This is a genomic window from Mycobacterium sp. Panama NTM2, from assembly GCF_054355555.1.
This window is the reverse complement of record NZ_CM135953.1, coordinates 1,350,323-1,362,714: the sequence shown is the minus strand read 5'-3', so window position 1 is coordinate 1,362,714 and position 12,392 is coordinate 1,350,323. Positions and strand designations below refer to the sequence as shown.

The 12,392-nt window shown below is 67.7% G+C and carries 7 protein-coding genes; 4 read left to right on the top strand and 3 right to left on the bottom strand.

Annotation, left to right across the window (positions count from 1 at the left end):
• Window positions 1–4: 4 nt before the first annotated feature.
• Window positions 5–1,102: a glycosyltransferase family 4 protein gene (locus tag ACXYX3_RS06560; RefSeq protein ID WP_458610822.1), complete on the bottom strand. Its 1,098-nt coding sequence runs from the start codon at window positions 1,100–1,102 to the stop codon at window positions 5–7.
• Window positions 1,103–1,535: 433 nt separating this feature from the next.
• On the opposite strand from ACXYX3_RS06560, the gene ACXYX3_RS06555 reads away from it, so the two are divergent.
• The 3 genes from ACXYX3_RS06555 to ACXYX3_RS06545 are packed head-to-tail and all read left to right on the top strand — an operon-like array spanning window position 1,536 to window position 5,237.
• Window positions 1,536–2,735 (top strand): hypothetical protein, encoded by a 1,200-nt coding sequence (locus ACXYX3_RS06555; RefSeq protein WP_458610820.1) that lies wholly within the window; start codon window positions 1,536–1,538, stop codon window positions 2,733–2,735.
• Window positions 2,732–3,916 (top strand): hypothetical protein, encoded by a 1,185-nt coding sequence (locus tag ACXYX3_RS06550; protein ID WP_458610819.1) that lies wholly within the window; start codon window positions 2,732–2,734, stop codon window positions 3,914–3,916. The genes ACXYX3_RS06555 and ACXYX3_RS06550 overlap by 4 nt, the downstream gene beginning before the upstream one ends.
• A complete protein-coding gene (locus ACXYX3_RS06545) occupies window positions 3,870–5,237 on the top strand; it encodes an O-antigen polymerase (RefSeq protein WP_458610817.1) in 1,368 nt (455 codons plus the stop codon). The genes ACXYX3_RS06550 and ACXYX3_RS06545 overlap by 47 nt, the downstream gene beginning before the upstream one ends.
• A gap of 60 nt (window positions 5,238–5,297) precedes the next feature.
• Here the strand turns inward: ACXYX3_RS06545 and ACXYX3_RS06540 are convergent, their stop codons facing one another.
• The gene (locus ACXYX3_RS06540) at window positions 5,298–5,792 is read right to left on the bottom strand and encodes a hypothetical protein (RefSeq protein WP_458610815.1); all 495 of its coding nucleotides are present in this window, start codon (window positions 5,790–5,792) and stop codon (window positions 5,298–5,300) included.
• Between the two features lie 252 nt (window positions 5,793–6,044).
• Here ACXYX3_RS06540 and ACXYX3_RS06535 point away from each other — a divergent pair, with 252 nt between their 5' ends.
• Window positions 6,045–7,262 carry a sensor domain-containing phosphodiesterase gene (locus ACXYX3_RS06535; RefSeq protein WP_458610813.1) on the top strand — a complete coding sequence of 406 codons (1,218 nt, stop codon included), beginning with the start codon at window positions 6,045–6,047 and terminating at the stop codon, window positions 7,260–7,262.
• Between the two features lie 45 nt (window positions 7,263–7,307).
• On the opposite strand, the gene ACXYX3_RS06530 is transcribed toward ACXYX3_RS06535, so the two are convergent.
• Window positions 7,308–12,383: an Ig-like domain-containing protein gene (locus ACXYX3_RS06530; RefSeq protein ID WP_458610811.1), complete on the bottom strand. Its 5,076-nt coding sequence runs from the start codon at window positions 12,381–12,383 to the stop codon at window positions 7,308–7,310.
• Window positions 12,384–12,392 lie beyond the last annotated feature (9 nt).

The following is a 12,392-nucleotide window of genomic DNA, read 5'->3' as shown; positions in this document are numbered from 1 at the left end:
GCGTTTACCCCCCGTGTCGATTCATCTCGGCGTGCTTTTCCAGCTTTTCGGCGATGTGTGTCCAGTCCAGGTCGATCGCGCCGGCGCGGCCCGCCTGCGAGTAACCCTCCCAGCCGGCCTGGGCGTCGAGCAGCGCGTCGGCGAAGGCGAGAGGAGTGGTGCCACAAACCACGCCCGCTCCGTACTGCTTGACGACGTCCTTGCCGCCGTTCTCCGGGAAATTCGCCGTGGCCACCGGCAGCCCGCTGGCCATCGCCTCGGCGATCACCCGGGGAAACCCTTCGCGCTTGCTCGGCATGCCGAGAACCGACGACGTTGCGAGCAGGTCCAGCTTGCGCGCCTCGTCGACCGACCCCAGCACCTGCACCCGATCGGCGACGGGACTCTGCCTGACCGTCGCTGTCACATCGTCGAGCGATGGGCCCGCCCCGGCGATCACGAGGTCACCGACGAAGCCGCGCTCAGCCGCCAACCCGAACGCGTCGATGAGCAGCGGCAGGTTCTTATGCGGCGCCAGCCTGCCGACGTAGAGCACGCCCGAGCGTTCGGCGCCGGGTGCCGCGCGGTACCGGCCGGCCTCGATGCCGCTGGGTAGCACCCCGCACTCCCGCCCGGACTGCTCGGTGATGGCGGCCGCGACGGCCTCGCCGACCGCGAAATTCGAGCCGACCAACTTGGGGAACTGCCCCTGCAAAGTGCGGAGAAGTCGGTCGTCGCGAATCTCGCACCAGTGCAACGCACTTCGGGGGCGAACTTTGCTCGGAAGTGCGAGTACATGCATCAATGGCCACTCGTTGAGCAGGTAGAAGTCGTGATCACCGCGCGCCGCGACCCGTCGGATCCGTGCGCTGTATCTCGCGATGTCCGACCAGTTACGCCGCAGCGCCTTCAATCGCGGGGCCTTGTAGCGGCCCGAATTCGCTTCGCGGTGCACGGTCACACCGTTGATCACCTCGACGTCGGGGAGGTCGGGCACGTGGCCGATGCAGTACACGTCGACGGTGTGACCGCGCCGGACCATCGCCTCGCCCAGCTCCTGGAAGAAGACTTCCTGCCCACCGACGCTCGGCGTATAGAGCTCGGTCAGGAACGCAAATCGCATCTAACAGCGCCCCTCGCCGATCCGAACCAGCACCTGCATCAGTACCCGCCCCCAGCCGCATTAGCTCCAGTACCCGCGATCCACGGAATCAGCTAAGCCACTGCGCGGCCTCGTCACCGGTCCCACGGGCGTCATCGCCTCGAAATCGTTCGTATGTTAACGCTGCAAAGGCGAGTTATTCAGCCGAACACGAACTCCGAGCACGTGCCCGCACCGCGGGCACACGCCCCACGGTGTCCACCTCACCAGATATCTCGATTCCCATCAATGCGACATTTGCCTATCCGGGGCGCTCAACCTCGGCGGAGCGCGACGCGACTCCGGCCATTTCGCGCTGTTCGAATCGCGCTGCAAACTTCCGATCTAAGATCCCACTGCGCACACAGGGACGGAGCGACGCACTTTGTCAGTCATCTCATCGCCAGGTTCGCCTGTGGAGGCGATGGTTGAACTCGAACGCCGGGGCTGGCATGCACGTCTGGCGATCGGCGCGATCGTCGGACTCATCCTCGGCGCAGTCCTCGGCGCACTGGCGTTCAGCCCGCTGAGCACAGCGACCACCGCCACCGCGTTCATCCGCATCACCCCGCCGGCCGACCTGACGGCGCTCGCGGGCGGGGCGCAGCAGACCACCCCCAACATCGGCAACGGACCCAAACAGTATGTGTCCGGCGAAGTGGCCTACCTGTCCGGCGAGGGTTTCGCGAAAGCGATCGGCGACGAGGTCGGGCTCGCCGGACCGGCGCCCATCATCGTGTCGCAAGCGCAAGAATCGGCGGTCGTGTCGATCAGCAACCGCTCCGCCACACCCGAGCAGGCTCGGCGCGTCGTGCAGACCGCCATCGACATCTACAACCGCACTCTCGCAAGGACTGTCGACGGCCAGCTGCAAACTGTTCTTCCCGCCCTCGATCAGTGGCAACGCACCAACGCCGCCGACGGTCAGCCCGTTGCCGACATCGCAGCACTGCGCCAGGCCGTGCTCCTGCAATCCGCTCAGGCAGAGCACGTCGACGTCGTGCAGCCACCGACCCTTGCCGATCAGGGCACCAGCCGGTGGCTCATCGGCGCCCAACTCGGCGGACTGCTGGGCGCCGCCGTGGTGATTCTCGCCCTGATGGCGCGCAGCCGCCGAGCCGGCCATCCATTCCTCGTCGAGCAGATCGCGCAGATCGTCGACGGCATCGTCATCCCCGCGGTGAACACCGGGCGGTCATCGAACGCAGATCGCGGGTCGGTGTCGCGCACCCTGTACACGCACTGCGCCGGTGCCGTCTCCCCGCACACCATCGCCGTGCTCGGCACGAGCCCGCGGTCGCAGGCCCCCGTAGTAGCCGCCATGCTCGAATCCGTTGCCGCCGAACGAGGTTCCACTAACAGCGCACACATCGTCGACGCCGGAGCGACCGGCCCGGCCCAGCGCACCCAGGAGGCGCTCCGCACCGCCGACACCGTCGTCGTGGTGACCAAACTGAACGGCGACACCGCCGAGCAGGCGCTGACCACCTGCACGGCCGCTCGATCCGGTGGCACGCGGGTGCTGGCAGTGTTCACCTACCAGCCGTGGTGGACCCGCTGGGCCTCCGCATGGCGACGGCGTTCCCCGCGACACGCGGGTGGTACACGCCCATGATCACGAAGGCACACCTGCAAGCGGTCGTCCAGGTCAGCGCAGGGCTGGCGCTCAACATCTTCCCGGCGATCTTCATCGCCATCTACGCACGCGTGGCGCCGATCGAGAGTCAGGGCTTCCTCGCGCTGTCGCTGTCGGTGGGCGTCTACATCGCCCAGCTGCTCAACGCCTTCATCGTCGAAGGCAGACTCGCCACCCCCGACGCCGATCACAACCTCTCGCTGCCGAGTTGGGTCGCGGCCCTGTGCGTCGGCGCCGGCGCGCTGCTGATCGCCGGGCCGACGGTGGCGTCCCCGGCGGTGCTGATGATCAGTTCGACCGGCCTGATGTCCGGGTTGCTGATGTCACGCACCATCGGTGTGGTCACCGGGAAATGGAAGCGGGAGGCGGTTGCCGCCGGCATCCTGACCACGGCCGGCGTCGTCGCACTGGTACTCACCGGCACCGACTATCGCAGCCACAGCGTTCGACTGTTGGCGGCCGGCGCTGTGGTGGCGGTCATGATCCGGTACTGGCCTCGCACGTCGCTCGGTCGGTACAGCTTGCCTCCAGATATCCGCCGCTCCAGCTGGGTCACCGCGGAAACAGCCGTCGTCGGCATCGTCCAGCCGGCCATGACGTCGATCGTGCTGGTGGTCATGGGCCCGGCCGCATCGGTGGCGTTCCGGGTCATCTCCACGGTGTCCGGCGCGCTGGAACCGATCCTGTCCTACGGCCGGTACCGTCTGCTCGCCCATGGCCACAAAGGTGAACTCGCGATCTTCTCGGCGATCTTCACCGCCGGCATGGCTGCCGTGATCGTCGGCGCATTCGCCGGGCTGGGCAGCTTGGTCTTCGGGCCCGCATGGAACGACGTCGGTGTCATCGCCTTCCTGCTCGCATGCCTGTGGAAAGGGTTCATGCTGGCGTCCACCGTGCCCTTCGCCGCGCTGCGCAAGGCCGGCGAGACCGAGCTGGTCTTCCGCGTCCGGGCTCTGAGCACCCTCATCTATCTCGCGGTCGGCGTGGCGTTCCTGCTGCTCTGGCACAGCACAGCGGCGATCTTCCTCGCGTTCGTCCTCGCCGAGTTCATCACCACACTCGTCTATCACGTGGCCGCGACCCGCGGGGCACCTGAGTACCGTGAATCATTCGGTGGCACAATGCCTTCCCGACGCGGGCAGCGCGATGCTGAGCAGTGACACCATGGCCCCGCCTGTGGCCGGCTCCCCGACGGTGGAGCCCACCCTGCCGCGCTGGTTCGTGCCCGGCCTCTTCACCGCCGTCCCCGTCGCGCTCTCCTTCGGGGCGTGGTGGATGCTGGCCCTGTCACGGCAGTACCAGCCGGTCAGCGCATCGGCACAGGAACTGACCGGATTCAACACGCCGTCGCAGTCCAGCGTGCAAGGCATTGTGCTGCTAGCACTCTGGTACGCCGGGGTGATTTCGGTGGCGACCATCGGGTGGCGGCTGGGACGCCACAAGCAGCCGTTCCCCCGGGTGGCTGCGGTATCCGACACCGCGGTGTTCCAGCGCAGCTATTTCCTGGTCATCCTGGTCACCGCGGCGGCCGGTGTCGGCTACTCCTACCTCAAGATCATGCGCAACGCGTCGATCCTGGAATCTCTGGCGTCGCAGTCCGGCAACAACTTCACGAACTCCCTGTCGGGATCCACCGGAGTGGAAACCCTGCGCTACGCAGCAATTCTGGTCGCCCCGATCGGGGTGTACTTGTGGCGCAGGAAAGTCGTGAGCTGGCCATTCGCAGTGGCGGGCGTGGTGATCCTCGCGGCCAACTCGCTGATCGCATCACGGCTGTCGCTGCTGATGGCCAGCGTGGTCTATCTAGCGCTGTGGGTGAGAAGCACACGGGGACAATTGAATTGGAGTGGCGGCAAGAAGATCGCGGCGGCACTGCTCATCTTCGTCCTGGGCTTTTCGACGTTGGCCATGCTGAATTTCTTCCGCAACGCGAACTACTACCGCGAAGCGGGCGTCACCAACCCGGCCGCCATGAATCTCTATCAGATGGGCTCCTACCTGGGCGTGCCGGCACAGGTGCAGATCGGGGTGGCCGATGCAGTCATGCACGGCGCCTGGGAGAACACCGGCAGTCCGGTGACGTCGTTCAACGCCGTCCAACCCACCTTCCTGCAGTTCACAAAGGTGAAGAAAGACGACAGTTGGAAGGGCGCCGACGTCTACGGCAACGCCGTGGTGTTCGCCCCGCAGATGTTCACCAACTCGGTCTTCGCCGACACCTACGCCGACTGGGGCATGTGGGGCTTGCCGTACACGATCGTGCTCTACGGCATTGCCGGCTACATGATGGCTCGGATCATGAACTATCCCGGGGTGATTGCCGGATCGGGCGGGGTGTTGGCCTATTGCTTCTCGGAGGTGTGGCGCATCCAGATCGTCAGCTACGGCTTCGTCATCTTCCTGCTGCTACTGACCGTCGCCGCCGCATTCATCGCGACGTGGGCGGCCGAGCGCGCGGCGCGCCGTGGCGACGCATCCTGAGTCTGCGCATACGGAAATGCCCGCCCTGCCGAAACGGCGGGCGGGCACTTCGGCAACGAACTAGCAGGGGCCTTCGGTGACCGTTCCGTACGGTCCCACTGCGACGCCGGTGCCACCGCGGCAGGCCGTGAACGAGATGGTGCCGAAATCCGCGCGGCGATCACGAAGGCGTTCGGCCGTGGCCGCAGCGCGCTGACCGAAGAACGTATCCGGGTGGGCCGCCGCATACGCCTCGAGCCGGGACGCCCGACGGTCCAGCGACGCCGACCGGAGCCGAATATTCGATGCAAGAATCTGCAGCGAGATGACCTGGCTGGCGTAGATGAAGTCACCCGGCGCTTCCGCCACACCACCGACCACCTGGTTCACCGGTGCTGCGGGAAGCGTCACCGCGGGAGCCGCATTCGCGGCGACAGGCGCCAGAGCTGCAGCAGCTCCGACCACGACCGCAGCAGCGATCACATTGATTTTCGACGAAATAGCGTTCATACGAGCCCCCGAGAACAGCAAACGAATAATGCAGTCGATTCTGTCAAGCTGAGAATTATCTGTCAATCCGACAGACCGTTCGCGATCAGCAATACTCGATATCTCTCGCCTGCCGACGTGCGCTCACTCCGTGCGGGCTTCCACCCTCTTCGCAACACCGCTCGCCGTCTGTCGCTGAAACGCACCCGGCCACCTCCTCGCGGACCATACGTTCTTCTCGCGGACCATACGTTTGACCAGGTAGCTTGGTTCCGAGTCCAGCGGTGCGAGTACAGAGAGGCTCGATCACGTGGGCGAGACGAGCCGAGGGGGACGGCAGTGACCGATCAACTGACCGCGGCCGCGGCAGGCACCGGTCTGGTCCCCAGCTTCCAACAGGTCGTCTCCCTGCCCGACGGTGCCGTGGTCGGCTATGAGGCGCTGGCGCGCTGGCCCGCACTCGACGGGTGCGGTCCACTCGAGGTCTTCGCCCATGCCAAGCTCACCGGCCTGCTGGACGCGCTCGATAAACAATGCATTCATTCCGCCGCGCGCGAAGCGTTGGACGGTGCGTGGCGTCCCGGCATGCTGCTGCTGATCAATTGCGAACCCACCACCGCCATCGACATGACGGTGTCCGGCGCGCTGGCTGTTGCGGCATCCGCCTTCGATGTGGTCTTCGAAGTCACCGAGCGCGGGTTGTTGACCAACCCTGCGGCACTGCTCGCCAAGGTCGCCATCCTGCGCGCGCAGGGCTTCAAGGTCGCCCTCGATGATCTTGGCGCGCACACGGATTCGCTGGCCCTGCTGGACATCATCGAACCGGAGATCCTCAAGCTCGACCTGAACCTGGTCCAACGCCAACCGGATCGGGTCCAGGCACGCACCATCGCGGGTGTCATCGCCCACCAGGAGCGCACCGGAGCGGTGATCCTGGCCGAGGGCATCGAGACCGAGGAGCACCTGGAGCAGGCGCTGGCCTACGGTGCCACCCTGGGCCAGGGCTATCGCTTCGGCCGGCCGGGGCCGCTCACCCAGAAACCGGCGCCGTTTCGCGGGCCGGCCCGCGCATCGATCAGATCACTACCCGACGATGCATCGACCTTCGCGTTGGTGCGTGATCGTCTCCAGCCTCGCACGGTGCGCTTCGCCACCCTGCACGAATTGTCCCGGCACATCGAGAGATTGGCCATCTCCGCAGAGAGTCCGCCGATGGTCCTGGCCACCGTCCAGGACCAGTCCAAACTCAGCACCACGACGATGCGTACCTACGTCGAGCTCGCACACCGGGCACCGCTGGTCGCGATGTTCGGCGCGAACGTGCCGTCGGACCTCGGCAACAGCATTCGCGGCGTCCACCTCGCCGCCGACGATCCGCTGATGTACGAGTGGACGGTCCTCATCCTCGGCCCCGACATCGCCGCCGGGCTGATCGCCCGGGAGGTCTCCCCCGCCGGCACTCCGCAAGCGGAGCGGCGCTTCGACATGGTCATCACGTTCGATCGTGCCCTCGTCACGCTGGGCGCCCGCTGCCTGCTCGGCCGGCTCGCCAGCTGATCGCGATGGGCTGGGTCCCGGAGGACCCAGCCCACCCGTGCGCTACTAGACGACCGACGGCGGCGTGATCACCTTGACCGTCGTGACGCCGTCGGCGGTTCCGCTCAGTGTCGCGGTGCTGACGTACACCGTTCCGTCGGGCGCAACGGTCGGGGCCGTCGCGACGGCTCCGGGCACGTCCAGGACCTTGGTGACGCCCGCCGAGCTCATCGCGTACACCGTCGATCCGACCGCCGTCGAATCGCCCGTCTCCTCGTCGACGGAGAGCTCGATGAGGGTCACGTACGCCGTCCCATCCGGAGCGAAAACGAACGCCTTACCGGTCAGCCCCTGCAGACCACCCAATTCGACGGCCGCTGTAGGTGTCCCCCGATCGGTGAAGGTACCGAGGGTCGCCCCGGTCTTGTCGAAGGCGAGGCCCCGCACCGATCCGTCGCTGTCGGTGACGATGAGCAACCCCGTGCCGTCGGGTGCGACGGTCAGCAGAGACACACCGCCCTGGGCCTGAGTCGCCCTGCCGGGCAGAGACACCGTGGTGGCGCCGTTCAGCACGGCGACATGGGTGGACACGGCGCCCGATTCGTCGTCGTAGGTCTCGACCAACTGGTAGCCCGTCCCGTCCGGACCGACGACAGGCAGACCCACCGGATAGCCGTCGAGGCTGCGTAACACCACAAGCCCTGTCGGGCTCACCACTGCCATGAAGGATCCGCCGTCGCCGTCCACCATCGGCACATAGACTGTGTTGTCCGGCTTGATCGTCGCCACATTGGTCTGAATCAGGTTCGACTCGGCGAATTCGCCGGGCAGGGTGATCACTGAGCTGGCACCGCTTGGCCGCAGCACCAGCAGCCCTGCCGTCCCGTCGTCACCGACGATCGCCAGATACGCGGTGCCGTCGGGCGCCACCTGCGGCCAGGACCTGACAGACCCGGACGCCGAGTTCGACTGGGACTCAGTCGTCGGAGTCACGCGCACGATCCGATACGTCAGGTTCTCGCCGTAGGTCATCAATGTCATCAGCACCGAACCGTCGGGCGATGTGACCAACTGCGACTGCAGCATGCCGTCGAAGGAGCGCGTCGTCACCGTCGAGCCAGTGATCGTCGCGACCACGGTCGTTGGCAGTCCGGTTGTTTCATCGGTGGTGATCGTGGCCAGGTACGCCGTTCCGCCCGAGACGACCATGGGGACCAGACTTCTGCCGGGGATGGCCTGCGTGGTCGACGACGTGCCGTCCGGCCGAACCACCAGCACCGACGTCTGTTGGGTGCCCGACGTCGAGCCCGCGGCCACATACGCCGTACCGTCAGGGCCCACCACGGGGAACCCACCCGGCGCCCCCGGGATGGCGTACGTCCGAGCCTGATCGCCGGTGACAGCGACCAAAGTGTATGTCCCACTCCCGGATCCGCCGGGGGCCGCCGTCAGGAAGTAGGCCGTTCCATTGCCGCCGACGACGGGATAGCCGACGGGTGAGGCGTCAGCGATGCTGAGGACCTGCGTCAGTGCTCCGGTCGGGCTGACCGTCACGAACGTCACCCCGCCCTGAAGACGAGCCACGGTGACGAGCAAGCTCCCGTCGGGCTGGGCCAGCGGCAGACTGGCGAACCCTGCGACGTCGGCCGTGGTGCTGAGGACACGTCCGTCCGGGGTGAGGACACTAATGCGGGTCGCCGCTGTGGTCGTATCGTTGCCGGAGAAGCTCGAGGTCACCTGATAGAGCGCACCGCCGGGTGCGGCGATCACCCCTGTGATCGGAAGGCCCGGCGTCGATTCCGTGGTCACGATATTCGGTGCGATCGTCACGCTCACCTGCACCGGCGTGGAGCCGCCGTGGCCGTCGGTAACGGTGACGGTGAACGTGTCAGTGTCGATTCCCGGTGTCTGCGTGGCCTGCTCCCGCATCGCGGCGGTCGGCTTGTAGGTGAACGCACCGGTCGCCGCATCGAGGGTGACCGTGCCGCCCTTCACCGACGTCGCGGGTCCGCTGTAGGTCCGGGTGTCGCCGTCGGCATCGGTCGATGTGACCGTTCCGCTGATCGTGCCGTCGGAGGCCGGGGCGCCGGCGGAGAAACTCCCCTGCGGCGCAGCGTTGTTCGCGCTGATGGTCACCGTCACCGGCACCTGCAGCGTGCCGCCCCGGCCGTCGGACACCGTCACCGTGAACGTGTCCTGCTTGTCGGCCGCGCTCGCGGTGAGCGCCGAGGCGGCGTGCCGCGCGGCGTCGGTGGGCGTGTAGAGGAACGTGCCGTTGGCGTTGACGACGACGCTGCCTTTGGCGGTCGACGTGGAGCCGCTGTAGGTCAGCGGATCGCCGTTCACGTCGGTGGCGGTCACCGTGCCGCTGACCTTGCCGCTCGCATCCGGTTCCCCGGGATTGGCTGTGCCGTTGGTCGGTGCACTGTTCGGTGCGGGCAGGATCGCCACCGACACCGCGACCGTGATGGTGCCGCCGACGTGACCGTCGTTGACGGTCACCACGAACGAATCGGTCTTGTCCGCCTCCGTGGCACCGGCTTTCGCGGCCGTCTGCCGCGCCGCCGCGGTCGGGGTGTAGGTGAACGTGCCGTCGGCATTGACGACGAGCGTGCCGCCCTTGGCCGACGTGGTCGGGCCGCTGTAGGTGCGGGTGTCGTTGTCGGCGTCGGTCGAGGTAACCGCGCCAGTGACCTTTCCGGTCGCATCAGGCTCGCCGGCGGTGTAGGACCCCACGGGAATTGCGTTGCGCGGCAGGATCGTCACCGTCACCGGGACCGCCAACGTGCCGCCGTTGCCGTCGGACACTGTCACCGTGAAGGTGTCCTGCTTGTCGGCCGTCGATGCGCCCAGCGCCGACGCGGCGTGCCGCGCGGTATCGGTCGGGTCGTAGGTAAATGTGCCGTCGTCGTTGATCACGAGGGTGCCACCCTTGGCGGACGTCGTCGGTCCGCTGTAGGACAGCGGATCGCCATCCGGATCAGTGGCGCTTACCTGACCGGTGACGGTGCCGTCCGAATCCGGTTGTCCAGCAGTGAAAGTCCCGCCGGTCGGAGCACTGTTGACCGGCCCGGCGGCCGGACTGATCGCGACCCGCACCGTCGTGGTGGTCGTGCCGCCGTGACCGTCGTCGACCGTGAAGCTGAGGGTCTCGAAGCGTGCCGCCTCCGGCGCGTCCGGAGCCGCCGCGGCCTGGCGGGCCGCCGCCGTCGGCGTGAACGTGAAGCTGCCCTCGCCGTTGTCGACGACCGCGCCCTTCTCGCTCACCGCCGGGGTGAACGTCAGCGGGTCCCGATCGGCGTCACGGGCGGTGACGGTGACCGCCACCGCGCCGGTCTCGGTGTCCGGTGCGCCCGCGGTCGCGCGGGCGCGGGTCGGCGCGCTGTTCAACGGTGCGATGTCGACCGTCACCGGGACGACGGCGGTGCCGCCGTAAGCGTCGACGATGGTGACGACGAATGTGTCAGTGGTGTCGGCGGCGCCCGCGCCGGTGGCCGCAGCGGCGTGGCGGGCCTCCGACGTCGGCGTGTAGACGAACCGCCCCGACGAGGTCACGAAGACGAAGCCCTTCTCGGTGGTGGTCGAGCCGGAGAACGTCAACCGGTCCCCGTCGGGATCGGTCGCCCGCACCTGGCCGCGCACCGCTCCGTTGAACACGTTGGGGCTCCCGGTACTCACCTCGCCGGGCACCGGCGCGGCGTTGTCGCTCGCCGCGATCGCGACGGTGACGGTGATGGTGTCGGTGCCGCCGTGCCCGTCGTTCACGGTCACCGAGAAGCGGTCGAAGCGATCGCTGTAGCGGCCCCCGCGCACGGCGTCGCGGGCCTCCTCAGTCGGCGTGTAGACGAAGCTGCCGTCCTCGTCGATGACGACCGAACCCTTGGCGGGGTCGGTGGCCTCGAAGGTGAGCGGGTCGTCGTCGGAGTCGGTGGCGGCGACCTGTCCGGCAACTGCGCCGGTCGTCAGGTCGGGCCGGCCCACCACACTCGAGGCGTCGGGTCGCGCGTTGGCCGGGCGAATCCGCACGGTCACGCTGACCGGCGTCACGCCGCCGTTGCCGTCGTCGACGGTGACCACGAACGTGTCGGTGGTGTCGGCGTCGGTGGCGTCGTCCTGCGCGGCCGCGTGGCGTGCGGCGTCGGTGGGTGTGTAGGTGAAGCGCCCGGTCGGCGACACGACGAGCGTGCCCTTGGCCGTCTCGGTGGGACCGGAGTAGGTGAGCCGATCACGGTCGGCGTCGGACCCGATCACCCGGCCACTGACCCGGCCGCCGAAGAAGGACGGCGAACCCACCACCACGCGCGCGGTGGGCGGATTGTTGTCCTCGGCGGCGGTATCGATCAGCTCACCGGTGGACACCGTCGGCGCCCCGGAACCGATGCGGGTGCTTTGCTGGTTCCCCTGGCGCCGGGCGAAAGCCAGCAGCGCCCACGCCAGCGGCGAATCCGCCGGCGCCGCCGGACTGTCGGTGCCGCCCGGAAGCAGCAACGTCGACAGCAGCGCCGTCGTCATCGCTGGTTCCTCGGGCAGAGCCTCGGCCGTGACGTCGTGCTCGACGGCCGGCGTGACCGTCGGGGTCGCAACGACGGGTGCGGGTGCCGGCGCAACGGGTGCCACCTCGGCGCGCAGTTGCGTCTTGTCGGCACTTCCCGTCGGTGCGACGACCGGCATCGGCTTCTCGACGGGGGCGGTGCGGAGCACTGTGCGTTGGCGATGCGTGGGACGCGGCGCGTCGTCTCCTCCGCCGGCCTCCGGCGTCTCGACATCGGGAGCGTCGGCTTCGCCCTCCGGCCGCGAAACCTCCTCGTTCACAGTCACTTTGGAGTCATCGAGCTCTGGTGCCGGACTCTCGTCGTCGTCGTCCGGGGCCTCCACGCCCTCATCTGTGGGCGCAGCACCGGTGTCGTCGTCCCCGGCATCAGCGTCGGACTTAGCGTGCGAGTCGTCGGTGGACTCCGACGTCGAGGGCCGATTGACGGTGTTGCCGGTGTTCGAAGGCGTGTCGCCCGATCCCCCCGGGCTGACAGACGTGCCGGTGTCGGGCTCGGCCCAGGCGACGCCCGACGGCCACGCGATCGCCGACCCGATTCCCAATGCGACAGCAAGTGCTCCGACACGGCCGATATGGCGTGCGTGACCCATGATCCCCCC